The organism is Corynebacterium sp. HMSC05D03, assembly GCF_001807205.1.
Classification (GTDB): Bacteria; Actinomycetota; Actinomycetes; order Mycobacteriales; family Mycobacteriaceae; genus Corynebacterium; species Corynebacterium aurimucosum.
This window is the reverse complement of sequence record NZ_KV788178.1, coordinates 38,568-62,694: the sequence shown is the minus strand read 5'-3', so window position 1 is coordinate 62,694 and position 24,127 is coordinate 38,568. Positions and strand designations below refer to the sequence as shown.

22 protein-coding genes are annotated in these 24,127 nt (G+C 58.6%); 10 read left to right on the top strand and 12 right to left on the bottom strand.

Annotated elements, in window-relative coordinates:
- Window positions 1–506: 506 nt before the first annotated feature.
- Window positions 507–1,964, bottom strand: a complete 1,458-nt coding sequence (gene gndA / locus HMPREF3147_RS08180) for an NADP-dependent phosphogluconate dehydrogenase (protein WP_070446654.1) — start codon at window positions 1,962–1,964, stop codon at window positions 507–509.
- Between the two features lie 43 nt (window positions 1,965–2,007).
- Between gndA and HMPREF3147_RS08175 the strand changes: the two genes are divergently transcribed.
- The gene (locus HMPREF3147_RS08175; protein ID WP_070446653.1) at window positions 2,008–2,454 is read left to right on the top strand and encodes a PaaI family thioesterase; all 447 of its coding nucleotides are present in this window, start codon (window positions 2,008–2,010) and stop codon (window positions 2,452–2,454) included.
- Window positions 2,455–2,457: 3 nt separating this feature from the next.
- Here the strand turns inward: HMPREF3147_RS08175 and corA are convergent, their stop codons facing one another.
- Window positions 2,458–3,531 (bottom strand): magnesium/cobalt transporter CorA, encoded by a 1,074-nt coding sequence (corA, locus tag HMPREF3147_RS08170; protein ID WP_070446652.1) that lies wholly within the window; start codon window positions 3,529–3,531, stop codon window positions 2,458–2,460.
- 83 nt (window positions 3,532–3,614) lie between these two features.
- Between corA and HMPREF3147_RS08165 the strand changes: the two genes are divergently transcribed.
- Entirely contained in the window at window positions 3,615–4,217 is a 603-nt protein-coding gene (locus HMPREF3147_RS08165) for a class I SAM-dependent methyltransferase (RefSeq protein ID WP_070446651.1), read from the top strand.
- On the opposite strand, the gene thiD is transcribed toward HMPREF3147_RS08165, so the two are convergent.
- Both thiD and HMPREF3147_RS08155 read right to left on the bottom strand, forming a co-directional pair.
- Window positions 4,214–5,050, bottom strand: a complete 837-nt coding sequence (thiD, locus tag HMPREF3147_RS08160) for a bifunctional hydroxymethylpyrimidine kinase/phosphomethylpyrimidine kinase (protein ID WP_070446650.1) — start codon at window positions 5,048–5,050, stop codon at window positions 4,214–4,216. The two genes, HMPREF3147_RS08165 and thiD, sit on opposite strands and share 4 nt — an antisense overlap.
- A gap of 98 nt (window positions 5,051–5,148) precedes the next feature.
- Window positions 5,149–6,492, bottom strand: coding sequence for an NAD(P)/FAD-dependent oxidoreductase (locus HMPREF3147_RS08155; RefSeq protein ID WP_070446649.1), 1,344 nt, complete (start codon window positions 6,490–6,492; stop codon window positions 5,149–5,151).
- 186 nt (window positions 6,493–6,678) lie between these two features.
- Between HMPREF3147_RS08155 and HMPREF3147_RS08150 the strand changes: the two genes are divergently transcribed.
- From HMPREF3147_RS08150 to HMPREF3147_RS08125, 6 genes are all read left to right on the top strand, one after another.
- Window positions 6,679–7,971, top strand: a complete 1,293-nt coding sequence (locus HMPREF3147_RS08150) for a class I SAM-dependent methyltransferase (protein WP_070446648.1) — start codon at window positions 6,679–6,681, stop codon at window positions 7,969–7,971.
- Window positions 7,972–8,029: 58 nt separating this feature from the next.
- Window positions 8,030–8,749, top strand: coding sequence for a glycerophosphodiester phosphodiesterase (locus HMPREF3147_RS08145; RefSeq protein WP_070446647.1), 720 nt, complete (start codon window positions 8,030–8,032; stop codon window positions 8,747–8,749).
- Window positions 8,750–8,988: 239 nt separating this feature from the next.
- Window positions 8,989–9,963, top strand: coding sequence for a carbohydrate ABC transporter permease (locus tag HMPREF3147_RS08140; RefSeq protein WP_246815751.1), 975 nt, complete (start codon window positions 8,989–8,991; stop codon window positions 9,961–9,963).
- On the top strand, window positions 9,964–10,935 hold the full coding sequence (locus HMPREF3147_RS08135) for a carbohydrate ABC transporter permease (RefSeq protein ID WP_070446645.1): 972 nt from the start codon (window positions 9,964–9,966) through the stop codon (window positions 10,933–10,935).
- Between the two features lie 70 nt (window positions 10,936–11,005).
- A complete protein-coding gene (locus HMPREF3147_RS08130) occupies window positions 11,006–12,316 on the top strand; it encodes an ABC transporter substrate-binding protein (protein WP_070446644.1) in 1,311 nt (436 codons plus the stop codon).
- Between the two features lie 26 nt (window positions 12,317–12,342).
- A complete protein-coding gene (locus HMPREF3147_RS08125) occupies window positions 12,343–13,473 on the top strand; it encodes an ABC transporter ATP-binding protein (RefSeq protein WP_070446643.1) in 1,131 nt (376 codons plus the stop codon).
- Window positions 13,474–13,543: 70 nt separating this feature from the next.
- On the opposite strand, the gene HMPREF3147_RS08120 is transcribed toward HMPREF3147_RS08125, so the two are convergent.
- Complete coding sequence (locus tag HMPREF3147_RS08120) at window positions 13,544–16,465, bottom strand: FAD-binding and (Fe-S)-binding domain-containing protein (RefSeq protein ID WP_070446642.1); 2,922 nt, start codon at window positions 16,463–16,465, stop codon at window positions 13,544–13,546.
- A 109-nt stretch (window positions 16,466–16,574) separates the two neighbouring features.
- On the opposite strand from HMPREF3147_RS08120, the gene HMPREF3147_RS08115 reads away from it, so the two are divergent.
- Window positions 16,575–17,552 carry a bile acid:sodium symporter family protein gene (locus HMPREF3147_RS08115; RefSeq protein WP_070446641.1) on the top strand — a complete coding sequence of 326 codons (978 nt, stop codon included), beginning with the start codon at window positions 16,575–16,577 and terminating at the stop codon, window positions 17,550–17,552.
- 261 nt (window positions 17,553–17,813) lie between these two features.
- Here HMPREF3147_RS08115 and HMPREF3147_RS08110 read toward each other — a convergent pair whose 3' ends face one another.
- The 4 genes from HMPREF3147_RS08110 to HMPREF3147_RS08100 all read right to left on the bottom strand — a co-directional run bounded on the left by HMPREF3147_RS08110 (window position 17,814) and on the right by HMPREF3147_RS08100 (window position 21,056).
- Window positions 17,814–19,184, bottom strand: coding sequence for an MFS transporter (locus HMPREF3147_RS08110; protein ID WP_070446640.1), 1,371 nt, complete (start codon window positions 19,182–19,184; stop codon window positions 17,814–17,816).
- Between the two features lie 630 nt (window positions 19,185–19,814).
- Window positions 19,815–19,979 (bottom strand): hypothetical protein, encoded by a 165-nt coding sequence (locus HMPREF3147_RS12855; RefSeq protein WP_168160904.1) that lies wholly within the window; start codon window positions 19,977–19,979, stop codon window positions 19,815–19,817.
- A 12-nt stretch (window positions 19,980–19,991) separates the two neighbouring features.
- Window positions 19,992–20,693 (bottom strand): YceI family protein, encoded by a 702-nt coding sequence (locus HMPREF3147_RS08105; protein ID WP_070446639.1) that lies wholly within the window; start codon window positions 20,691–20,693, stop codon window positions 19,992–19,994.
- Between the two features lie 3 nt (window positions 20,694–20,696).
- Entirely contained in the window at window positions 20,697–21,056 is a 360-nt protein-coding gene (locus HMPREF3147_RS08100; RefSeq protein WP_070446638.1) for a hypothetical protein, read from the bottom strand.
- A 135-nt stretch (window positions 21,057–21,191) separates the two neighbouring features.
- Here HMPREF3147_RS08100 and HMPREF3147_RS08095 point away from each other — a divergent pair, with 135 nt between their 5' ends.
- A complete protein-coding gene (locus HMPREF3147_RS08095) occupies window positions 21,192–21,575 on the top strand; it encodes an RNA polymerase-binding protein RbpA (protein ID WP_010186588.1) in 384 nt (127 codons plus the stop codon).
- A gap of 102 nt (window positions 21,576–21,677) precedes the next feature.
- On the opposite strand, the gene musI is transcribed toward HMPREF3147_RS08095, so the two are convergent.
- The 3 genes from musI to HMPREF3147_RS08080 are packed head-to-tail and all read right to left on the bottom strand — an operon-like array spanning window position 21,678 to window position 24,106.
- On the bottom strand, window positions 21,678–22,319 hold the full coding sequence (gene musI, locus HMPREF3147_RS08090) for an ABC transport system MusEFGK2I component MusI (protein WP_070446637.1): 642 nt from the start codon (window positions 22,317–22,319) through the stop codon (window positions 21,678–21,680).
- A 23-nt stretch (window positions 22,320–22,342) separates the two neighbouring features.
- Window positions 22,343–23,257 carry a carbohydrate ABC transporter permease gene (locus tag HMPREF3147_RS08085; protein ID WP_070446636.1) on the bottom strand — a complete coding sequence of 305 codons (915 nt, stop codon included), beginning with the start codon at window positions 23,255–23,257 and terminating at the stop codon, window positions 22,343–22,345.
- Window positions 23,258–23,260: 3 nt separating this feature from the next.
- The gene (locus HMPREF3147_RS08080) at window positions 23,261–24,106 is read right to left on the bottom strand and encodes a carbohydrate ABC transporter permease (protein WP_010186593.1); all 846 of its coding nucleotides are present in this window, start codon (window positions 24,104–24,106) and stop codon (window positions 23,261–23,263) included.
- Window positions 24,107–24,127 lie beyond the last annotated feature (21 nt).

Sequence of the window (24,127 nt, the reverse complement as noted above, 5' to 3'; positions counted from 1 at the left end):
CGCTAAAGCGGGTGGGGCCGAAGTAAACCTGGTGTAGGCCGGCAAGCTCGGTGGCATCGGCGGCATCCGCGCCGAGCACGCGGAGTTCATCGGGTGTGCCAGGTATATGTTCCACCAGTGCAATCCCCGAGTTGCGTAGGCGGAGGTAGGTTTCAATATCCCCCATGAGCACAGAGACTAAAACAGCACCAGCAACCCCGCAACCGGAGGAAGAAAATTCCTGGATAGAGGGGTGCGTCACGGGTAACGGGAGGAAGGTTGGCCACAGGCGTGGCTAATGCTGACAAAGGGTAGGGGACGGGATTGGCTGGGTGAACGGTGGCGGCGGACAGGGGGAGGCTGGGTGAACGGTGGCTGCGGGCGAGAGGATGTGAGCCATGGCGGGAACGGCGGCGTGTGGCGCCTAGGAGCGCTCCGCAGGAACGGTGAGGGGCGCAGCCGGAGAAGGGAGAATACGTTCGGCGGAACAGATATAAGAAAAGCCCCTCGGGGGAGGGGCTTGGCGGCTACATTTCGGTCAGGGAGCGGTCACCTGACCATTCGATGTGGAATGTGCCGTCCCGGTCCACACGCTTGAAGGTGTGGGCGCCGAAGAAATCGCGCTGGCCCTGGATTAGAGCAGCAGGGAGGCGCTCGGCTCGCAAGCTGTCGTAGTAGGAGAGGGAAGAGGCAAACACCGGAACCGGCAGGCCCAGCTGCGTTGCAGCAACGACGACGCGGCGCCACGGGTCGATGAGGTTCTCCAGCTCGCCCTTGAAATACGGGTCCAAAATCAAGGCAGGCAGGTCGGCATTGTTGTCGTAGGCCTCACGGATGCGGTCGAGGAACTTCGCACGAATGATGCAACCACCGCGCCAGATTGTAGCCAAGTCACGTGGGTCCACGTTCCAGCCGAACTCCTCGGAGCCAGCCTTGATCTCATCGAAGCCCTGAGAGTAGGCAATGAGCTTTGCGGCATACAGTGCACGGCGAACGTCTTCGACGAACTCGGCCTTATCTACGTTGAGCTCGGTAATGGTTCCGGAGGGCAGCTGGCCCTCCTGGGCAGCTGCACGCTGAGCGGTGGCAGAGGAGAGCGCACGCGCGAACACCGATTCCGCAATGCCGGTGATCGGCACGCCCAGCTCGAGGCCATTAATGGCGGTCCAACGGCCGGTGCCCTTCTGGCCGGCGGCGTCCACGATGACGTCGACAAGCGGGGCACCTGTCTCCGGATCCTTTTGTGCCAGCACTTCGGCGGTGATCTCAATGAGGTAGGAGTCCAGGTCGCCGGCGTTCCACTCGCGGAAAACCTCAGCGATTTCAGCTGGTTCCATGCCTGCACCATAACGAAGCAGCTGGTATGCCTCACCGATAACCTGCATGTCGGCGTATTCGATGCCGTTGTGCACCATCTTGACAAAGTGACCCGCGCCATCCGGTCCAATGTGGGTCACACATGGCGTTCCGTCCACTTCTGCTGCGATCGATTCAAGGATTGGGCCCAGGGTCTCCCAAGACTCTGCTGGGCCGCCAGGCATGATGGACGGGCCATTGAGCGCGCCTTCTTCACCACCGGAAATTCCCGCGCCGACAAAGTGACGGCCCTTAGCCGCCACCTCCTTCTCACGGCGAATGGTGTCCGTGAATAAGGCGTTGCCGCCATCAATAATAATGTCGCCCTCATCCATCGCCTCGGTGAGCTGATTGATGACGGCGTCGGTAGCCGCGCCAGCCTGCACCATGATGATTGCCTTGCGGGGGCGCTCGAGGGAGGCAACGAAATCTTCGACAGTTTCGGACGGGATGAAGGTACCTTCATCACCGTGCTCACTGATGAGCGCGCGGGTCTTTTCCGGACTGCGGTTGTAGACCGCGACGGTATTTCCGTTTCGGGCAAAGTTACGCGCGAGGTTGGAGCCCATTACAGCGAGGCCCACAACGCCAATCTGAGCGAGATCTGTCTTTTCAGCAGTTTGAGTCATGTCCACCATCCTACGTCACCGATATCCACTAACCTGGTGTGGCATGAAACACTCTGAAATCTTTGAAAAGTTTGTCGCGGTATCCCAAACACGGCCGCTCAACGCCGAGGAACTTGACCTCATCAACTCTCACCCACAGGGGCTTGCCGGGCTCATCGGACTGCGCTTCACACACATCTCGGCTGATGAGATTCGCTCCGAGGTCGACGTCGTTCCAGACCACCACCAGCCGTGGGGCGTGGCGAATGGCGGGCTTTTCTGCACGATTACGGAGTCCACTGCATCTGTCGGCAGCCTCATTCTCGCGGGCAAGCCGGTTGTCGGCGTGAACAACAACACAGACTTCCTTAAACCGGTAGCCGAAGGCACCGTCAGCGCCGTCGCTACGCCGCTGTACAAGGGCCGCCGCACGCAGCTGTGGGAAGTAAAAATCAGCCAGGGCGATGTACTTCTCGCTGCTTCCACGCTGCGCACCATGGTGGTGCAGTAGCCCCTACAACCAATTGTTGCGCCGGAACCACCACCACATTCCGGCCACGACCAAGATCATGAGGCCAATTGCCCCGTAGTAGCCCCAGGGAAAATGAAGCTCCGGCATGACGTCAAAGTTCATACCGTAGATACCCGCCACGAGCGTTGGAGCGGCCCACATGCCAACCACCGCGGAGATCGTGCGCATGTCGGAGTTTTGCTGCATGCTGATTTTGGCCACGGAGGCGTCGATAAGCGAGGTTAAACGCTCGTCGAAGCCCGCCACGTGGTCTTGCACCACAAGTTGGTGGTCGTTGACGTCCCGGATATAGGAGCGAATCGTCTTCGGAATGAGATCCTTGTGGTCTGCGACCATCGCGCGCAACGCCGGGGAAAGCGGCACGATGGCGTGCTTCATCTCCAGAATCTCACGCTTAAACATGTAGATACGGTCAATGTTGGGCAGCGAATTCGGAGTGAAGATTTCTTCTTCTAGTTCGTCGACCTCGATGGCGATGAGGCGGCAGATCTCCGAATAGCGGTCCACCATCATGTCCAGAATCTTCCACGCCAGCGAAATAGGGCCCTGCTCAACTAGGTCCTGTTCATCTTGAATTACGTAGGCCAAGTTGGGCAGCTTCGCTGAGTGGCGGACCGTGATGATGAATGTGTCGCCGATGATCATCTGAATTTCACCAGTGGAGATGATCTGGCGTTTATCGGCAACCTCATCGTGGTCTCGGTAGTTCACCGACCGGGCCACCACGAAGAGCTGGTCATCGTACCGCTCCAGCTTGGGGCGCTGGTGCGCCTGGACGACGTCCTCGACGATGAGCTCGTGGATGCGAAATTCGGCCGCTACCTTAGTCATCTGGGATTCGAGCGGCTCGTACAGGCCTACCCACACGAAGCCGCGGCCGTATTCTTCCACGGCTTGCAGCGCGCTGTGCGGGGTGAACTCACCGGGCAGCGCCTCGCCGTCGATGAACACTCGGCAGTGCTCAATGGCGCGCTCGACAGGCACGGAAAAACTCGGCGAACTATTGTCCGAAGTGTTTTTCTTGCGTGGCTTGAATGGTGACGGTACAGATGGCATCGTGTCTCAGCCTCCTTCGCTTCGTATAGGCGTTTTATAAGAGCGGCTAAATCTTACACCTCTAAAGGCCTATACTCGTTGTCATGCCTACCTGGAAAGAAGTAACTGCAGCGAATCCCGCCCATTCCCACAACTTTGCACGGAAATGGAAGACGCTACGGGCCCAGGGCAAGGATATCGACGGGGAAGCCCGGCTTATCGACGCCATGAGTGAACGCCACTCCCGCGTCCTCGACGCCGGCTGTGGTTCCGGACGTCTCGGCGGCGAGTTGGCAAAACGCGGGCATACGGTGTTGGGCGTGGACGTCGACCCCATCCTGATCGAGCACGCGGTGAACGATTATCCGGAGGCCCGCTGGGAGGTAGGTGATCTTTCCGAGGAGGAAATCCCGGAGGATAACTTCGACATCGCCGTGGCTGCGGGCAACGTCATGACTTTCATCGCTACCGAAGGGCGTGAGGCGGCCCTGCGCAACGTGTTCAACGCGCTACGCCCCGGCGGCCGCTTCGTCGTTGGTTTTGGTGAAGGCCGCGGTTGGGGGTTTGAGGACTTCCTCGACCTCGCTCGCTCAGTGGGTTATCGGGTCGACTTCATCTTTGCATCCTGGGACATGAAGGTCTTTAAGGAGAATTCCACCTTCATGGTGGCCGTGCTTACCCGCCCAGGCGCCGATCTGCTGGGCTAACTTTGTGCCTCCGCGGCGAGGCGCCGGAGCCGGTGGCCGTGGTCAACAGGGCCGTGTCCGTGCCCGACGTGGAGCGCATCCGCATGCACGATCGCCTCGTGGAGCCATTCAGTTGCCCATACCAGTGCCTCGTCGAGGGATTGACCCGCGCCCAAACGCGCCGCTAGGGCAGAGGACAGAGAGCAGCCGGTGCCGTGCGTGTTCTTCGTATCAATCCGCGGGCAGGGCACGCGCGTGATTTCGCCGGAAGGGCTTACGGTCGCGTTATCGGCCTGAGCACCATCGAGGTGCCCGCCTTTGACTACGACCCACGTGTCGTTCTCGTGGGCCCACTTGGTTGCAACAGAAAGAGCATCATCAAAGGTGCGCGGTTCTGCTACGCCCGCGAGGACTGCAAGCTCCGGCAGGTTGGGGGTGACCACTGTCGCGCGGCAAGCCAGCTCACGTACTGCGCGTTCCGCCTCCGGTTCGAGCAGGCGGTCACCGCTGGAGGCGACCATGACCGGATCGCAGACCACCGGCACACCCGCGGGGAGGGAAGCGATGAAGTCGCACACCGTTTCGGTGATAGCGACGGAGCCCAGCATGCCGATCTTGACGGCGTCGATAGTCACGTCGTCCTTGACACTTGCCAGCTGATCACGCAGAAAGTCCACCGGTGGGGTGTGGATAGCGCGCACGCCCTGCGTATTCTGCGCCACCAGGGCGGTCACCACGGCCATGCCGTAGGCCCCAGCGGCTGCAAAGGACTTGAGGTCGGCGTGAATACCAGCGCCACCCGTGGGATCGGTGCCGGCGATGCTGAGGACGCGGGGCAGCGCAGGTTGGCGCACTGTTTTCTCCTTAATCTAGGCTTTTCTTCCGTCTACCGTACATGGGTAAAGAAAAAGGAGAGAGGATAATTCCTCTCTCCTTTTAAGACGCGTAAGACCTAGTGGAGGTCGCGGTCAATCACGTTGCGAGCAACGCGCTGCTGCTGGGTGATTTCCAGGTTTCCGCGGTCGCGCGAGAAGGCGTTGAGAATCCAGTGCAGCGCCACGAGGGTACGGCTGCGGAAGCCAACGATGTAGAAGATGTGCAGACCGAGCCAGGAGATCCAGGCCGGGAAGCCAGCGAACTCGGTCTTGCCCAGCTTGACTACTGCGTTGAAGCGGGAAATGACGGCCATGGAGCCCTTGTCGAAGTACTCAAACGGCTCGGCCTCGTTAGCAGTGGACTCCTCATCAATCTTGGCTTCGATGAGCTTGCCCACGTGGTTGCCGCCCTGGATAGCCACCTGGGCAACACCCGGAAGGCGGTTGAGGGAAATCATGTCGCCGACGATGTAGACGTTCTTGTACTCACCAACCGTGAGATCCTCGTTAACGGAGACGCGGCCGGCACGGTCCGCCTCCACGCCTGCCTGGTCGGCGATAAGCTTGCCCAGCGGGGAAGCAGCGACACCTGCGGACCAGATCTTGGTCGCGGCCTCGATGGTGACCTCTTCCTCGGTCTTCATGTTCTTGTAGGTGACGGCGTCAGCGTTAACGTCGGTCACCATGGCGTTGAGGCGCACGTCAACGCCCAGCTTCTCCAGGGTGCGCTGTGCCTTGCGGCCGAGGCGCTTGCCAAACGGAGGAAGGACTTGCGGGGCACCATCCAGAAGGTAAATCTTGGCGGAGGAGGAACCAAAGTTGGAGTAGGTGCCAGCAAAAGTGCGCTGTGCCAGCTCAGCGATCTGGCCGGTGAGCTCAACGCCAGTCGGACCAGCGCCGACGATGACGAAGGTCAGCAGCTTCTCACGCTTGGCAGGATCCTCTTCCAACTCAGCCTTCTCGAAGGCCGAGATGATGCGGGAGCGGATCTCCAAGGCGTCGTCAAGCGTCTTCATACCCGGGGCATACTCGGCGAAGTGGTCGTTGCCGAAGTAGGACTGGCCAGCACCCGCTGCCACGATGAGGGAGTCGTAGCCGTAGGTGCGAACCGAGCCATCGAGCTCCGCGGTGACGGTTTGATCCTTGATATTGACGTCGGTGACCTCACCGTTGACAAAGTTGACGTTGTCCTGGTGACGCAAGATCTGACGCGTAGACGGAGCGATTTCACCAGCGGAAATGACGCCGGTGGCTACCTGGTACAGCATCGGCTGGAAGAGGTGGTGGTTCTTCTTGTCGATGAGGGTGATCTCAACATCCGCGTCCTTGAGCTTCTTAACGGCGTTGATGCCGCCGAAGCCGGCACCGATAACAACGACGTGGTGGCGGCCGTTACTAGGACGGTGGGGAGTTTGCGCCATGGTGATTGAATACCTTCCTGAAGAAAGCTTGATTATTTTACCCGAGTAAGTCTAAACCTTTCTAGCGGTACATGCATACTTTATGGGCTATTAACTGGCTTTTTGGGCCGCGCCTCCACCCGTGGTGGTCTCGTTGGCTTTAGTCTGGGAAGACACATGTGTGCGATGAGGAAGGCTGTTTAGAGCGTGTATTCCCACTTGGCTTCGATTGACGCTGCGGCGTGGCCGGGCGTGGCCACCGTTCCTTCACCACGCCTGTTGCGTTTCAAAAGCGACCGGGCGGAGGCGGAGTTTGCGCAGGCGTGTTCCAAGGCTGGGGTCGAATTGGAAGGCGAAGACCCAGATGTTGCCGTGCTTCACGACGCCCTCTTCTCCCGCATCGCCGATTCAGGCTGGCTGGGCCTGGCCGAGTCTTATATGGCAGGGGAGTGGACGACTCCCGATTCCGAGCGTCTCGTCAAGGTTCTCCTTCGGCTGTTGGGGGTGGGGTACCGGCCGAAGGCGAAGGAACTGGCGGTGGAAGCTTCGAGCCCCGGCGAGCTGCCTCTTGATGTGGTGAAGCTGTATGCGGGTGATTCCCTGAGCAATTCAGGTGGCATCTTTGCTAGCGGTGTTCCCACAACGGTGCGTGAAGCGGTGCGCAGCTATAGCGCGCGGGTGGGGAGTAAAGAACCCAAAGAGCACTTCGTGGACGTCACAACCGTGACTGAGCCGACGCACACGGATCGTGAGGACTTGGGTGATGCACAGCGCCGCGCTGCACAGTGGCTTCTCGATGCCACCCGCACCGGTGCCGGAACACACCTTCTGGTTTATCCGGCGACTGGCCTGCAGGTAGCAGTTCAAGCAGTAGCCCGGCGCGCTACAGTCGACGTGCTCACGGGGGATGCTGAGCAACAGGCGCTGTTCGACGAACAACTACTCCTTGAGGGAGCCGCTGATTCTGTCCATGTGCAGGGGATCGAGACGGCGTTGCCCAATCCGAAGCAATGGCGTGGGCGCTATGACGCGATAGTGAGCGTGGAGAAGTTGGAAACGTTGTCGCCTCCGGAACGTAGGCGCTATGTGCAGATGCTGGACCGTTCGCTAGTAAGTGGTGGGCGAGTGGCCTTGGGATCGCTCTTTGCTACCGAGGCGATGACTCCGGCCGCACAGTCCGCGATTCAGGTTCTGCGAGCTTATATATGGCCTGGTTTGGATTACCCGACGCTGGAGGAGACCCACCGACTCTTCGATAGGCGCTCCAACCTGCGCATCATCGCTCAGACCCACACCGGAACCCACTACCTGGAAACGCTTCGCTACCAGCGCAGCTTCTTCGATGGGCGGCACCGCGAAGCGGCCGCAGCGGGCTTCGACCAGGTCTTCCGCCGCCTCTGGACTTTCCAGTTCGCGCTCCGTGAGGCGCTGCTCACCTTAGGGATGCTGGATGCGGTGCACGTGGTGGCGACGCACCGCAACCGCGGGGGCCGCCGCTAGCGGTCTACACTGGGCGGCGCCAGAAGCACAACCACTTTGCGGCCCGGAGGGAAAGAACATGGCAGACCGCACAGGAATTATCGCGCACCGAGGGTATAACGGGTGGTTCCCGGAGAACACGTATCGTGCCTTCGAGGAGGCTCTCAAGCTTGATGTGGCCGGTGTGGAGTGCGACGTCAACCTGACCAAAGACGGGGAGGTTGTGGTTATCCACGACCAGACTGTGGATAGGACGTCGGATGGCACCGGCTCTGTCGGTGACATGACACTGGATGAGCTGCGCACACTCAACTTTGGTACCGACGAGGATTCCCAACGCATTCTGCTTCTCGACGAACTGGTGGACCTCATCGAGTCATACCCCGGAAAGCAGCTGCTTATCGAAACGAAGCACCCGTCTCCTTTCGGGGCGCGACTCGAAGAATCGGTGGCCGAAGTCCTACGCAATCGACATCTCGATGCCGATCCACGGTTCAGTCTGATTTCCTTTAACCCTGAAGCAATTACGCGATTCCGAAACCTATTGCCATCCCTGCGCTCCTTTCTTCTCTTGGAACCGGATGCGGGACTACCAGACTCCCTTGAGGGTGCTTCGGGCTTCGGGCCCTCCATTCGCCAGGCACGGAGTGAAGCCGACTTCTTTGGTGACACTGATTGCCCGTCTTACGTGTGGACGGTGAACTTGCCCAAGGACATGGCGTGGTGCCGCGATAACGGGGTAGAGCTCATGGCAACCGACCTGCCGGAGCTGGCTCTGGAAGTGCTTTCGCGCAGCTAATTAGCGTTGAGTCAGGTCTGCATTGGTTACGCTCATGAGTCTAAAAGGTCTAGCTATAAAAGTGGTGGCGTCGCTCTTTTAGCGACGTGTGACCGGAGGTTTATAACCGTCACATTTGTGATGTACTGCACGCTTATAAGGGGCTTTTGCAGGCTACACCCCTGAAGTTTGTCGGTTGTTTGTCCGGCCAAAACTTTTCGTCAACTTTCTGTTAACCGTCTTGGTCTAGCTTTCTCTGCATGGCAATATCCAACCCGGGAAACGGGCACATGACTGCGATCCCCGCAGTCACCGAGAAGCCGGTCGTCTCCGAGGAGTACGCGCGTCACCCACGCAAGCAAAAGCTCGACTGGAGACAGATCGGCCTCGCGGCATTGCTCATTGGCCCGAACCTTCTCCTTCTCATTGTTTTCACCTATCGACCACTGGTCGATAACATCCGCATCTCTTTCTTTAACTGGAATATTTCTTCGCCGACGATGACTTTCGTCGGCCTGCAGAACTACATTGACTGGTTCCAGGCGCCAGACACTGGGCGCGTCGTGTTCAACACTGTCGTTTTCACTTTCTTCGCGGTGGCCGGTTCAATGGTTCTGGGGCTAGCGCTGGCATTGTTGCTGGACCAAAAGCTGTTTGGTCGCGCGGCGGTGCGCTCGATGGTCTTTGCTCCCTACGTCATCGCTGGCGCGGCGATTGGCGTTGCCTTCCAGTTCGTCTTCGATCCTAACTACGGCCTCATCCAGTACTTCTTGGGCCTCATCGGGGTCGATGTGCCGAACTTCTACCAGCAGCAGAACTGGGCATTGTTCATGATTACGGTGACCTACGTGTGGAAGAACGTGGGCTACGTTTTCGTCATCTATCTTGCTGCCTTGCAGGGGCGCCGGCGCGACCTCGATGAGGCCTCCGAGATTGACGGCACCCCGGCGGTGCGACATTTCTTCCGCGTGGTCTTGCCACAGCTTCGCGGCACCACGTTTTTCCTGTTAATCACGGTGCTGCTCAATTCCTTCCAGGTCTTCGACATCATCAACGCGATGACCGGTGGTGGACCGTTTGGTTACGGAACCTCCACGATGGTTTTCCAGGTGTACCAAGAGACATTCATCAACAACCGTGCCGGCTATGGCGCTGCCGTGGCCACCATCATGTTCCTCTTCGTGCTTGTCATTACGGTGCTGCAGATCAAGTTGCAGGAAAGGATGGATAAGTAGATGTCCGAAAAACGCGCAATTCCAGCTTCCATCAAGGTAGGGCTCCCGCAAGCAAAAGGAGAGCTGCCACCGGTTCCTGGTTCGCAGTCCCTTGCAGCACCAGTCATCACCGAGGCCCAGCGCAAGCGTAAAGGCGAGCCGGTTGATCACGGTCATCCAGCAACGAAGGTCGTCGGCTACATTGCCTTGGTACTGACAGTGCTGATGATTATGGTGCCGCTGTACTTCATCTTCATCACCAGCTTTAAGTCTTTCCAGGATGTGTACTCGGACCCGATTTCCTTCTGGCCTAATCCTTTCAAGGCAGAAAACTATTCCTATGTCTGGCAGACCTCTGGATTCTCGAGCTACCTGAAAAACTCCATCATCATCACGCTGATTCTCACGGTGGTGGAGGTAATCCTCGGAGTTCTGACTGCCTATGCCTTCGCATTCATTCGCTTCCCCGGCCGGAATCTGCTGTTCTTACTCATCATCGCCTCGCTGATGGTGCCCAACCAGATCACCATTATTTCCAATTACTCGTTGGTTGCGTCATGGGGTTGGAGAGACACCTACGCTGGAGTCATCATCCCGTTGGCGGGCGTGGCGTTCGGTGCCTTCCTCATGCGCAATCACTTCCAATCATTGCCGCCGGAGATTCTCGAGGCCGCGCGCATGGACGGGGCAGGATTCTTCACCACCTTGTTCCGGGTGGTCTTGCCCATGTCGTGGCCAACGCTGTCTGCGTTCGTCCTGATCACCGTGGTCAATGAGTGGAACCAATACCTGTGGCCCTTCCTGATTACGGATACTCCGGCTGCAGCCACCCTTCCGGTGGGCCTGACCCGCTTGCAGGATGCGGAAGGCGTGACCAACTGGGCGCCGGTGATGGCCGGCACCGTGCTAACAACCCTGCCCATGATCATCATCTTCCTCATACTCCAGAAGCCGATGATTAAGGGCCTGACTGCTGGAGCAGTCAAGGGCTAGCCTGCCTGCTATCCCGACGCCCAACTCGAACAAGACCCCCAATTCTTCACTTCTCAAGGAGAACCTCCCCATGTCTCATAAGATTTCTACTCGCATCGTTGCCGCCTGCGCGGCACTTCTCACCACCGTGTCCTTGACCGCCTGTGCAGGCGGTTCGACCACCGCAGGGAACGACTCTAAGGACGGCGGCGATGCCAACACCATCACCTTCTGGTCCAATCACCCGGGCTCCTCTCGTGACATAGAACAAGAGCTCATTGATGAATTCGAGAAGGAGAACCCAGATCTGAAGGTCGAACTGGTCACCGCAGGCTCTAACTACGAGGAAGTTGCACAGCGCTTTAACGCTGCCCTCGCAGGTGGCGACCTTCCCGACGTCCTCGTTGCTTCTGACGTCACGTGGTTCAACTTCGCACTGAATGAAGCCACGACGCCCCTCGATGAGCTGTGGGAGATGAACGACATTGACTATGAGAGCTACGTCGACACCCTGCGCGAAGACTACAAGTACAATGACAAGCACTATGGCGTTCCGTACTCCCGCTCCACGAACCTGATGTACTGGAACACCGATGACCTCAAGGCAGCAGGACTTCCTACCGACCGTGGCCCGAAGGACTGGGAAGAATTCGACGAGTGGGCCACCAAGATCAAGGACAAGCTCGACAAGCCGGCCATCACTGTTCCGGATGGTTCCAATTACCTCGACTGGTACTTCCAGGGCATGATTTGGGCCTTCGGCGGCTCTTACTCTGATGAGTGGGATCCGAACTTTACGTCGAAGGAGTCCATCGAGGCTGGTAAGTTCCTGCAGGACCAGGTCAAGGCCGGTCACATCGAAATCTCCACCGACCCGACCGTCGCCTTTGGCTCCGGCAAGGCCTCTGGACTTCTGGAGTCAACCGGCTCCCTGGGCGGCCTGAAGGAGACGGCGACGATTCCATTCATCACCACCTACCTGCCGGGCCCTGGTCCTTCGGCAGCCACCGGTGGTGCTGGTCTGGCTGTGCCGGCTGGAATTTCTGATGAGCGCAAGGCTAACGCGGTCAAGTTCATTGACTTCCTGACGAACACCGAGAACACCATCAAGTTCTCCCAGAAGACGGGCTACATGCCGGTGCGCAAGGACGCCCTGGATGATCCGGAGGAGAAGAAGTTCTTGGAGGAGAATCCGAACGCCCAGACGGCTATCGAACAGCTCAACGAGAACACCCAGCCGCAGGATTACGCTCGCGTATTCGTGCCGGGCGGTGGACAGCGCATCGGTGGAGTTCTTGACCGCATCACTGTGGGCAATGAGGACGTGGAGACCGCATTCGGTGACCTGCAGAAGGAGACCCAGAGCGTTATCGACCGCGACATCACCCCGAAGCTCAAGTAACACTTCGGATCGTTTGAAAGGACACCATGGCTACTGTTGAATTCCGTCAAGCTTCCAGGATTTATGATCCGAAGAAGCCGCCGGCGGTCAGCCGCATTAACCTCGATATCAAGGATGGCGAGTTCTTGGTGCTCGTTGGCCCTTCGGGCTGCGGTAAATCTACGACATTGCGCATGCTCGCTGGCCTTGAGCCAATCGACGAAGGCCAGATCTTCATCGACGGGGCCGACGTTACCGAGACCCGCTCGCGGGACCGCGATGTAGCCATGGTGTTCCAGTCCTATGCGCTATACCCCAACATGACAGCGCGTCAGAACATGGCGTTTGCCTTGCAAAACGCCAAAGTGGACAAGGCAACCATCGAAGAGCGCGTGAGTTTTGCCGCGAAAATGCTGGAGCTGGAGGAGCTAATCGATCGCAAACCCTCCGCAATGTCGGGTGGCCAGCGCCAGCGTGTGGCCATGGGTCGCGCTATCGTGCGCCAGCCCAAGGTCTTTCTTATGGATGAGCCCCTTTCCAATCTGGATGCGAAGCTCCGCGTATCCACGCGTGCGCAGATCCTTCAACTGCAGCGCGAGCTCAACACCACCACGGTCTATGTCACTCACGACCAAACTGAGGCAATGACCATGGGGGATCGCGTGTGTGTCCTCAAACAAGGCATTATTCAGCAAGTCGCCCCGCCTAAAACACTGTATGAGAACCCCGGTAATTCCTTCGTCGCGACGTTCATCGGTTCGCCGGCTATGACTCTCATCGACAACGTCCCCTTCGTTGACGGTCGCGTCGTCAGCGGCAAAGACCATGCGCTGGACTATTACATGCCACAAGAGCAGGCCGTGAAGGTGGGGGCGGATCACGTCCTAGTTGGCGTGCGCCCAGAGAATTGGGACATCGTTGGCGTCAACCAGCCAGGTGAACAGTATGGTATACCGGTTCGGGTCGATATCGTGGAGCACTTAGGCTCCGAGCTGTATGTCTATGGTGGCCGCGAAGAGTCGGCCAGTGACGGAACCGTGGTCCGCGGTGACCGCATCACGGTGAAGGTGCCGCGCGGCATTGACGTGCACCAGGGCGACACGATCTACCTGCGCCCGATGAAGGGCGGGTGCGTGTTTTTCGCCCCCGACACCGAGATCAATTACGACTATCTCTAACCCGGTTCCACCACATCTGTTGCGCCGGTGGCAGAGCTCCCGACGAGGAGTATTGCCACCGGCGCGTTGCTTATGGAGTGACGACCGGACGGGAGGCCCGCTCCAACAACACTGCGATTGATTCATAGGTCCGCCCGGAGATCATCTCCAGGCCCATCTCGCAGGTGCGGTTATCGGAGACGAAGGCATCGAAATGCTCCGCGTCGAGAGAAGCACGCTCCTCGCGCGTGGCGGACTCAACGAGCTCGGGGTGCAGCATGACGCGGTCACCGGCGGAGCCACAGCACATCGCGCCCTCCGGGACCTTGGCTGTGCCGCAGAGGTTCGCCAGATCAACCAGGGCCTGGCTCATGCCCATGTGATCCGTCGAGCAGGTTGGGTGTACGGCGATGCTGCCCATGTTTTTCACGATGGGCAGGTGCGGCGCGATCTCATCACGAAGCCATTCCACGACATCGAGGATGCGCAGATCCTCCCACAACTTGCGGTCGGCAGGGGAGAGCACCTCAGGAACGGAATCAAGCAACCCGTGGGTGCAGCTGGCAGCATCGACCACGATGGGCAGCTGGCCGTGCTCCGACCAGTGCCAGAGGTCACGCACGATCTTTTGAGCCTGGTATTCAAACCCTTCCTTGTAGCCCTTGGAGGACCACGGTGTGCCACAGCAGTCGCCCGCGACGTCCTCCGGAATCCACACCGGCTGGCCAGCCCGGCGTCCGAGTTCCACGATGGCGCGCGGAAGGTCGACCGAATCCTTAGCCGCACCGGCTGGGCGGCCGAAGATGCGGTTGATGCAGGCAGGGAAGTAGAGCGCGCCAGCGCCCTCGCGCGGGGTTTCCGGCAGACGCGATGCGGCCTGCGGTAGCGGTCCCGGGACGGTGGGCAGCAAATCGGGAGCTACCACGTTACGTGCCATGTTGGCGCCCAGTTCGAGGGGCTTGTGGGGAATCTTGTTGGCGGAGATGATGCCGGCGCGGGCAAGCTTTTCCACAAGTTCCCAACGCTGCGCCGTCGTAAGCGCCACCTTCTCACGAGCCGGGGTGGCTTGCTGAGCGCGCAGCTGCTTCATGACCGCACCGGTGTCGATGCTAATCGGGCAGGGGATAGAGCAGGTGCCGTCGGCGGCGCACATGTCGACGGCGTCGTACTGATACTCCTTCTGCAGCTGCGCCAAGACCTCCGATCCTTCTTCCTGCCGGGCCATCTCGCGGCGCAAGACGATGCGCTGGCGCGGGGTCACCGTGGCGTGGCGGGAGGGGCAGACGGGCTCACAGAAGCCGCATTCCACACAGGGGTTGATTTCAGTTTCGACCTTGGGGAAGGACTTGAAGTTGCGCAGGTGGATGGTCTGGTCGCGCGTCAGCTTCACGTTCGGCGCCAGGATGCCCTTGGGATCGATCATGTTCTTGACCTCCCAGAAGAGCTCAAAGGCCTCCGTGCCCCACTCGTGCTCCAGGAAGGGCGCCATGTTCACGCCGGTGCCATGCTCGGCTTTCATCGAGCCCTGGTATTTATCAATGACCAGCTCGGCCAAGTCATCCAAGAACGCGGCATAGGACTCGCGCTCTTCCTCGACATCAAATCGCGGAGTGAAAAAGAAGTGCAGGTTGCCAAAAGCAGCGTGACCCATCACGGATTCCGGGTAGCCGTACTTGGCCTGCAGATCGAGCAGATCCGCGGCTGCCTCGCCGACCTGTGACGGCGGGAAGCAGACATCCTCGGTGATATAAGCCGTGCCATTCGGGCGATCCGCACCCAGCAGCCCGTACAGGCCGTTGCGTAGCTCCCAGGCTCCGCGCATACCTTCCGCGGTGGTGAGGAATTCGAGGGGGCGGAGTAGTGGGGCGTCGGCAAGCACGGTGCGTAGGCGATCCATGGCCTTGTCCAAGTCAGCCTCATCGCTACCGCCGACCTCGACGAGGAGTGCTGCGGCGTCATCATCAAGGTTGCGCCACGATTCCGGGGCGTGCGCATAATGCTCGGCAGAACGGCGCATGACCGGGGCGACCAATAGCTCGCAGGCTTCCGCACCGGTCTCCATGATGGGGTGCACGTAGTTTGCGGCATCGCGGAGATTGGGCAGCTCGACCCAGGTCGTAGCCTTCACGCGCGGAAGCTTCACCGTGCGGATGACGGATTCCGTGATAGCGCCGAAGATGCCCTCGGAGCCGATGAGCAGGCGCTTGAGGATGTGCACGGGTTCGTCTTCGTCGAGGAAGGCATCAATTCGCAGGCCATTGGTGTTGCGGATGGAGAACTTGGTGCGCAGGAACTCCACCATCTCGGTGTTGGCGCGCAGCTTATCGCGGAAGGCCAGCAGATCGGCGTGGAGCGTTGGTTCCTGCTTGCGGAAGGCCTCGTCCCCACGGGACGTATCCACGATGGTGCCGGAAGGCAGGACGAAGATGAGCTCTTCGATGCTGTGGTAGCTATCGCGCTCCAAGGAGCAGCGCATACCGCCGGAGTTATCGGCCAGCACGCCACCGATGGTGCACACGGACGTGGATCCCGGGTCCGGCCCCAGCATGAAGCCGTGGCGGGAGAGCACTGCCTGGGCATCGCCCAAGATGACGCCGGGGCGCGACCATAGCTTGCGGCCTTCTTCTCGCACCTCCATGCCGCCGAAGTGGGTTTTGATATCGACGAGGATGTCATCGCCCATGGCCTGGCCGTTTAGTGAGGTTCCTGCTGCGCGGAAGGTCATGTGGCGACCGTGAGTATCGCAGTATTTCATCAGCGCGGCGAGGTCCGCGGCGTTGCGCGGGGAGACCACGATGTTCGGGATGGAGCGGTAGGGGCCGGCATCGGAGGAGAAGCGCACGAGGTCGCTGAGGCGTCCGTGCACGTTCTCTTGACCGACGATGGCTTCCATGTCTGCAACGAGGTCGGCGGGGGAGCCGTTCTTGTAGCGTGCGGGGACGGCGTCGGCCTGGCTCGTGGTGCCGGATGGGCGGGAGAAACGAGAGGAATCGGGGCTTAATAGCTTGGACATATTTCTAATCTATCGCTTGACAGTAAATCTCGACCAAACCGGGTACGTGAGGTTCATCATATGGGATACTCAATTCATATAGTGAGACATATTCTGGAAAGGAAACACCATGACGAACCCGCGTGCAGAAGGGGAGACCGGCGAGAAACTCGCCGTCTACATCTTTCCCATCGTTATCATTGCCTGCGCTATTGTCGCCTTTTTGAGCCCCAGCACCTTTGAGCCGGTGGGGAAATACACCTCGCAATTGCTCATGGTCATCATGTTTTCTATGGGCCTGACCTTGACTATCCCGGACCTGGCCCTGGTGGCGAAGCGTCCGTTGCCCATCTTTTTGGGTGTTGTCTGTCAATTTGCCATCATGCCGACGAGCGCCGTGCTCGTGGCTAAAGTGCTGGGGCTTTCCGACGCCGCCACTGTCGGCCTCATCCTCCTCGGGTCTGTGCCCGGCGGTACGGCCTCCAACGTGATGGCCTACCTGGCCAAGGGCGATGTGGCGCTGTCGGTGGCGATGACTTCGGTCTCCACACTGGTTTCGCCGATCATGACACCACTGCTCATGCTGTGGTTGGCGGGGCAAACCGCAGAGGTCGATGGTGCCGGCATGATGTGGTCGCTGGTACAGACCGTCCTCATCCCGGTAGGTCTGGGTCTGTTGCTGCGCGTGATTGCCAGCAAAGCTGTGGACATGGTTCTGCCGGCCTTGCCGTGGGTGGCTATCGTCGGCATCGGCGGCGTGGTTACAGCAGTGGTGTCGAAATCCCAGGACAAGCTGGTCACCGTTGGTCTCGTAGTGTTTATCGGCGTGGCTATCCAGAACCTCATCGGATTTCTCTTTGGCTACTACATGGCCAAGCTAGCCCGCCAGCGCGAGGCGGCGGCGCGCACTACGGCAATTGAGGTGGCGACCCAGAACTCGGGGCTTGCTTCGGCATTGGCCTTGCAGTTCTTTAGCCCGGAGGCTGCGCTGCCGGGTGTGGTCGCTGCGGTGTGGGTCAACGTCACTGGTGCAGTCTTCTCCGCCATCGTGCGTCGCAAGCCCATCGACGACGCGGTGGAATCCGGTAAAATGGCCGTTTCTGTGTAACAGGATTCCCATCCGGGCAAGTAACTCCGAATAGGTGGTTGGCACATGTTTGCCGGCCACCCTTTCTATTTGTGCAGACCTGGAAGTGCATTCACGCAGGTGGTCGTCGTCGAGCGCTCAGGCAGTGCTTTGCGACGACGCAGCGAGTCTGCACTTCCAGGTCTGCACTTTTAGAGGCGGCGAGGCACGGTGCGACAAAAATCTCCCCGCCCCTCGGTGAGCAGCACCGGGGGAGACGGGGAGATGCTTGTGTCTGAAGACCTAAACCTGGGAAAGATCCTGGTCCTTCAGCTCCTGCATCATAAGGATAGCGATGAGGGAGATGAAGCAGACGATGATGAGGTAATAGCCCACGTAGCTCACGTTAAAGGCGCTGACCAGCCACGTTGCGATGAACGGGGCCACGGCGGCACCGAGGATAGAGGAGACATTGTACGCGATGCCGGAACCGGTGTAGCGGACGTTAGTGGGGAAGAGCTCCGGCAAGACAGCCGACATGGGGCCGAAGATGAGGCCCATGATGAACATGCCGACGAGCAAGAAGCCAAGGACCGAGTTGCGGTCGGCGTGCTCAATGCCGAGGAAGAAGGGGAAGCTAAAGCCGAAAGCAATCATGATGAGCGAGGTCACGACCAGGATTGGCTTGCGTCCATACTTATCCGACAGCATGGAAGATACTGGGATACCGATGATGAACATGAAGATGGAGATCAGCTGGATTTCCAGGAACTCCAGGTAGGGGATTCCCAAACCCAGTTCCTTGGTCTTATCGCCGATACCGTAGGAAAGAATCCAAGTAGTGACCAGGTAGAACAGCGTGTAACAGGAGACCATGACGAAGGTGCCGATGATCATCGGCTTCCAGGCAGTGCGGAAAGCCTCCACCATGGGGGTCTTGACCTTCTTGCCTTCGTCCACTGCCTGCTGGAAGACAGGGGTTTCCTCCAGGCGCAGGCGTACATAGAGGCCAATGAGCACCATGACGGCGGAGGCGAGGAAGGGCAAGCGCCAGCCCCATTCCATGAAGGTGCCGGTGGTGTCGCCGCGGGAGTAATCCATGGTGGCAACCAGAGTCAGGAAGAAGCCATTGGCGAGCAAGAACCCGAAAGGTGCGCCGAACTGCGGCCACATGGCGGCGGAAGCGCGCTTGCCTTCCTCGGCGGTCTCGGAAGCCAGCAAAGCTGCACCGGACCATTCGCCGCCCAGGCCCAGACCCTGGCAGAAGCGCATCAGGGCCAACAGGGCCGGTGCGATAATGCCCGCGGTCTGATACGTGGGGAGGACACCGATAATGAAGGTGGCAATGCCCATCGTGAGGAGTGCGCCCACGAGGGTGGCCTTGCGGCCAATGCGATCGCCGAAGTGTCCAAAGAGCACTGAGCCCAGTGGCCGGGCGATGAAGGCCAGGCCGAAGGTGGCAAAAGACTGGAGCAAAGCAACGGTGGGGTCCTCGGTCTTCGGGAAGAAGAGGAAAGGAAAGACGGCTACGGCTGCCGTGGCATAAATATAGAAGTCATAGAACTCGATGGTCGTACCAATGGTCGATGCTACGGCCACACGCACGCGGTCACGTTTGGTGAGCTGCTGTGCGGGGGCCGCTGTCTTTGGCGGCGTGGTGCTGACGGCGGTCATGTGAGAGGCGCCCTCCTTGATTATTTCGATAGGTCGATTGGTTATGGGAGAAACACTACCGTCTCATGTATTGAAATGAAAGTCTCAATGTGTGAAAAATTCTTCTTGAGTAAGTTTTGTATTGGCCGGGAAGTGGGTACGCCGATTATCTGACATAATGTACATTATCGGACATCTATTTAAGCAGTAGGCCAAGCGGGGTCTTGCCACTAAACCTGCCTGGGTTCGGGTTTGGGCCTTTACTGTGCGGCGTCGGTGTCCGTGGATTGTTTCAAAACTGCGGCAGGCGTACTGTCTCCACCTTGCCGCCGATTGGCGCTTAGGCTTCGGGACACTCGCCGTGTAGGTAACGCGGAATGCTCACTGCACTTGCATTGTGCCGTTTGGCGGTATGAGACTTTCCTGCAGATGTGTGGGTGCTAGCCCCCGTCAGTTTCCGGGTGGTCCATTTGTGCGCTCCTCATTGGTATCAAAAATTGCGCTGGGCGCAGGCGGGGTTAATTGCTGTTGGCTCTTGGCGTTCCCGATCTGCGCCCCCGTTTGTCGCACGGCCAGCACCCTCTTATCGCCCAAATATAGTCACAGTTACGTAATTAGGCTATGTTCCTGTGGCTGTACCGAGTGCTAGTTTTAGCGCTGACGGTAGGCGATCGCCAGCTGGACCGCAGTAAGTGCTACGAGTAACACCGAGAAGGCAGCGAGGAGCTTCATGTCCTGGACCCAGATGAAAATGCCGAATCCTGCGAGGATGACGAGCCGGATCCACAGGACTGGAATGAGATAGCGAGAGTTCATAAGGAACCGTGTCTATTTCTTCTCAAAGGTTACGCGGACATTGATCTCGCCGGTTTCCGAGATTCGCGCGGCGATCATCTCTGGAGTCTCAATTCCGTAGTCGAGACGGTTAACCGGGATATCGCCGCCCAGGATGATGGTGTCACCATCGCGCACCACCTGGAAATCCTGCGTCATGCTCTTGGTCTGACCGTGGATGGTGAGGTCGCCTGTGAGTGGCACGGTAACCAGTGAGCCGTCGTCAGGCACAGCGGAGACATCAGTCGGCTCGGTCAATGTAAAGGTCGATTCTGGGTACTTTGAGACCTCAAAGAGTTTCGTCTTCATGTTTTGGTCGCGAACCTTTTTATCCGTGGTCAAGGAAGACATGTCCACGGTGATGCGCGCCTTCTCGACGATGCCGTTCTGAATGGTTGCCTGGCCGGTGACATGCTTGGTGGAACCAGACGTCGTGCGCTTATCTGCTGGGAGGATTTCGTCGATAGTAAACCCTGCTGAGGTGTGGTTATGCGCTGAACCTTGCGTCACCTGCCATTCACCGTCGACGTCCGTCGTTGCGGCATGGACCTTATCCGCGTTGATCGGCTCGGTCTTCACGCCACGGCCCATGATCAACGAGAACGCCAGCGGTCCAAGAGCCAGTGCCGTTGAGGCCACAATCAGGATCACGAAGATGCTGACAATCAGTTTGCGGTTGCCTAGTACAGATTTCATGTGCTATCTCAATTCCTCAAGCTTGCGAGCCAATGTGACTAGTTCGGCACACAGTTCTTCCATTTCTTCCGCGCTGGCGCTTTCCGACGCCGCCGTGGCGACGTCCTCGGCACAGCATCGAAGCTCAAAGAGACCGTCACGAAGCCGGTCGGCCTTCTCCGGAGTCAAGATGACAGCGTTGGCTGGAATGGGCGTCCCTGCGACGTTGTGGCGCTGTTCGTACGCGCGTTGCTTGCAGGAGGGCGAGCAAAACTTGCGTGGCCTTCCTCGGCCGCCCTGGACGATCTCTTTGCCGCACCACTGGCAGGTAGCCGAGCCGCGCCTTGTTGGCTTTCCGGGCTGCGGATCCTGTGTACCAATCACCTCACACACCTTAGCCCATTAAACCGAGGGTGGGAACAAAGGCAGTGGGCCGTTCGTTATAATGTTAGTTCTCTGGGTGATATGGGTCGACCCTGATCACTTCCCTACCTCAACACGTGAAAAGGATGATGTTGCATGGCAGATCGCGTACTCCGTGGCAGCCGCATGGGCGCAGTGAGCTACGAAACCGACCGCGACCACGACTTGGCCCCACGCCAAATGGTGAAGTACCGCACCGAAGACGGCGACATCTATGAGGTGCCCTTCGCTGACGATGCGGAGATTCCCGAGGAGTGGATGTGCAAGAACGGTAAGCTCGGCACTCTGGTTGAGGGCGAAGGCGTCGAGTCCAAGCCCGTGAAGCCGCCGCGTACCCACTGGGACATGCTGCGCGAGCGCCGCTCCATTGAGGAGTTGGATGAACTCTTGACCGAGCGCATCGAGAATCTGCGTTCTCGTCGCCGCGCGGCTGCCCGTCTGCTCAAGGAGCAGAAGGCGCAGGAGGAGGGCGAAGCTTAAAGCGCTTCTAGGAAGCCCACAAAGACTGCAGGGTAGTGGTTCCACGATGACGTGGATACCACTACCCTATTTCTGGCTTTGGGCCAGCTGGCGCGCACCGCGTTATGCAGAGGGGCTATCGGGTGATAGCGAATTCAGTTCGGGCCATTGCAGCACTAGCTCGGCGAGATAGACCGCGAGAGCCGGGCCAAGCACCGCGAGGAAGAACAGGTAGCCTCCCCACTGCGCCGGGAAAAAGATGGGATACAGAACAAGCATGATGCCAGGCAATACTGCCAATAGAGTACGCGGTAGGTGCCCTACCGCCTTCATGATGGCCTGTGTGCTTCTTTGACGGAAGCCAAGCCCCGGTGCATCGAGATGGAAGAACCATACGCTGACACAGCCCAATACGATAAGCCCCGAGATTAAGGCTGCGCGCAGTACTAGGCCCATTGAACCCAGGTCTGCCTTTGCAATAATGGCGAATTCATACGCGGCCAAGGCGGCGACGGTGAGGCAAATGAGCCACCATGCGGTGTTGACCCCGGGGCGCGTCAAAAGGCCCCGAACGAAGGCCGAGCCGCGGCGAGAACCTTCCTCGCGGACCATTTGACCGGTCACCGCATGGGCGGTGCGCAAGGACATTCCCCCGGTGAACACGGGAAAGCACGTGATCACCAAGAGAACATTGACGATGACTAGGTCAGCGAAGAGGCTCAGAGCAGCATAGAACTTCGATTCGGGGCCGAGCATGCGATTCATGGTTTTTAACCTATCGCACCCGTTTAGCCCTTCACGGCACCGGCAGCCACACCTTCGATGATGTGCTTCTGCGTGGAGAAGTAGAAGATGACGATGGGGATGATGGCTAGTACCAGCATGGCCATCATGGCGCCCATATCGCGGTTACCGTTGGAGCCAACGAAGGACTGGATGACCACCGGGATGGTCTTGTATCGCGTGGACAGGCCGATGACCAAGTATGGCAGCAGGTAGTCATTCCACACCCACATGGCATTAAGAATGGCCACGGTGATGGCAGTTGGCTTGAGCATAGGCCAGACTACCCGGAAGTAGTTCTGGAGCGGACCGCAGCCGTCGATCATCGCAGCTTCCTCAACATCCAAAGGGATGGACTTGACGAAGCCTGCAAACATGAACACCGACAGACCGGAACCGAAACCGAGGTAGAGCACAACGATGCCGATCGGGTTGTTGAGGTGGAGCATGTCTGCAATCTTGACCGTCGGGAACATGACCATCTGGAAGGGGATAATCATGGAGACCACGAAGAGGTAGTATAGAAGGTTCGTCCACCACGTCTTGACGCGCGTGATGTAGTAGGCGGTCATCGCGGAGAAGAACACGATAACGATGACGGACAGGATCGTGATGACGAAGGACCACAACGTGGCTTCCAAGAAGCCCTGCTTGGTCAAGCCCACCAGGAAATTCTCGAAGCCGACCCAGGTTTCACCAATGGGAAGCGAGAAAGGATCGGAGGAGATAGCGAACTTGGACTTAAAGGAGTTGATGAAGATGAAGAGGATCGGCCCAAGGAAGACGATGGTGAAGAACGCCAAAATGGCGTAGACCACGAACTTGGCGCCGCCAGACATCCGGGTCTTATTATCCGAGGGAAGCTGGTGATCCTTCTTCTTCGAGGCCGGAACAGCCTGCGCTGAAGTGCTGGTAGTCATAACTTAAGCCTCGATTTCCTTGGAGCGGGTCGCGCGCAGCTGGAAGTAAGCGATGACGACCACAACGACGACGAAGATGACAGCCTTGGCCTGGCCGACGCCCTCGACATTCATACGGTTAAACAGCGTGTTGACGATGTTGAGCGCCACCATCTCTGTTTGCCCGCCAGGAGCGCCGTTGGTCAGCGCCAGGTTCTGGTCGAAGAGCTTGAAGGAGTTCGACAAAGTCAAAAAGAGGCAGATGGTGATGGATGGCATGACCATCGGAATAGTGACGTGGCGCAGCATTTCCCACTTGTTGACGCCGTCGAGTTCGGCAGCCTCAATGAGCTCTGGTGGGACGTTCTGGAGACCGGCGATGTAAATGATCATCATGTAGCCGATGAGCTGCCAGTTAAGCAGCATGATGAGGCCGGCATAGCCAAACTTCCAGTCCGCACTAATCGTCGTGGCATAGTGCGAAAGCACGGCGTTGATCATGGTCTGCCAGGTATAGCCCAGCACGATGCCGCCGATAAGGTTGGGCATAAAGAAGACCGTGCGGAAAAAGTTGGTGCCGCGGAGTTTGCGGGTCAGCATCCACGCCAAGAGGAAGGCGAAGATGTTGACTGTGATCACGGAGACGATGACCACGAGGACGGTGAAACCGAAGGCCGAGATGAAACCTTCGCGTTGGGAGAAAGCTTTGACGTAGTTGTCTATGCCAACCCACTTGGCGTTGGTGATAGTGGTGAACTTCGTGAAGGAGAGGAAGAAACCCACGATGAACGGCACCAAGAAGGCAATCATGAATGCCAGAAGGGTGGGCAAGACAAAGACTGGGAAGTACTTCTTCAGCGTTGCTTGCATGGTGGTGAAACCTTCATTTCA

Coding starts and splice junctions, on each gene's coding strand:
- gndA (WP_070446654.1), bottom strand. CDS start 1,964: ATGACTCAAACTGCTGAAAAGACAGATCTCGCTCAGATTGGCGTTGTG.
- HMPREF3147_RS08175 (WP_070446653.1), top strand. CDS start 2,008: ATGAAACACTCTGAAATCTTTGAAAAGTTTGTCGCGGTATCCCAAACA.
- corA (WP_070446652.1), bottom strand. CDS start 3,531: ATGCCATCTGTACCGTCACCATTCAAGCCACGCAAGAAAAACACTTCG.
- HMPREF3147_RS08165 (WP_070446651.1), top strand. CDS start 3,615: ATGCCTACCTGGAAAGAAGTAACTGCAGCGAATCCCGCCCATTCCCAC.
- HMPREF3147_RS08155 (WP_070446649.1), bottom strand. CDS start 6,492: ATGGCGCAAACTCCCCACCGTCCTAGTAACGGCCGCCACCACGTCGTT.
- HMPREF3147_RS08145 (WP_070446647.1), top strand. CDS start 8,030: ATGGCAGACCGCACAGGAATTATCGCGCACCGAGGGTATAACGGGTGG.
- HMPREF3147_RS08140 (WP_246815751.1), top strand. CDS start 8,989: ATGGCAATATCCAACCCGGGAAACGGGCACATGACTGCGATCCCCGCA.
- HMPREF3147_RS08135 (WP_070446645.1), top strand. CDS start 9,964: ATGTCCGAAAAACGCGCAATTCCAGCTTCCATCAAGGTAGGGCTCCCG.
- HMPREF3147_RS08130 (WP_070446644.1), top strand. CDS start 11,006: ATGTCTCATAAGATTTCTACTCGCATCGTTGCCGCCTGCGCGGCACTT.
- HMPREF3147_RS08125 (WP_070446643.1), top strand. CDS start 12,343: ATGGCTACTGTTGAATTCCGTCAAGCTTCCAGGATTTATGATCCGAAG.
- HMPREF3147_RS08120 (WP_070446642.1), bottom strand. CDS start 16,465: ATGTCCAAGCTATTAAGCCCCGATTCCTCTCGTTTCTCCCGCCCATCC.
- HMPREF3147_RS08115 (WP_070446641.1), top strand. CDS start 16,575: ATGACGAACCCGCGTGCAGAAGGGGAGACCGGCGAGAAACTCGCCGTC.
- HMPREF3147_RS08110 (WP_070446640.1), bottom strand. CDS start 19,184: ATGACCGCCGTCAGCACCACGCCGCCAAAGACAGCGGCCCCCGCACAG.
- HMPREF3147_RS12855 (WP_168160904.1), bottom strand. CDS start 19,979: ATGAACTCTCGCTATCTCATTCCAGTCCTGTGGATCCGGCTCGTCATC.
- HMPREF3147_RS08105 (WP_070446639.1), bottom strand. CDS start 20,693: ATGAAATCTGTACTAGGCAACCGCAAACTGATTGTCAGCATCTTCGTG.
- HMPREF3147_RS08095 (WP_010186588.1), top strand. CDS start 21,192: ATGGCAGATCGCGTACTCCGTGGCAGCCGCATGGGCGCAGTGAGCTAC.
- musI (WP_070446637.1), bottom strand. CDS start 22,319: ATGAATCGCATGCTCGGCCCCGAATCGAAGTTCTATGCTGCTCTGAGC.
- HMPREF3147_RS08085 (WP_070446636.1), bottom strand. CDS start 23,257: ATGACTACCAGCACTTCAGCGCAGGCTGTTCCGGCCTCGAAGAAGAAG.
- HMPREF3147_RS08080 (WP_010186593.1), bottom strand. CDS start 24,106: ATGCAAGCAACGCTGAAGAAGTACTTCCCAGTCTTTGTCTTGCCCACC.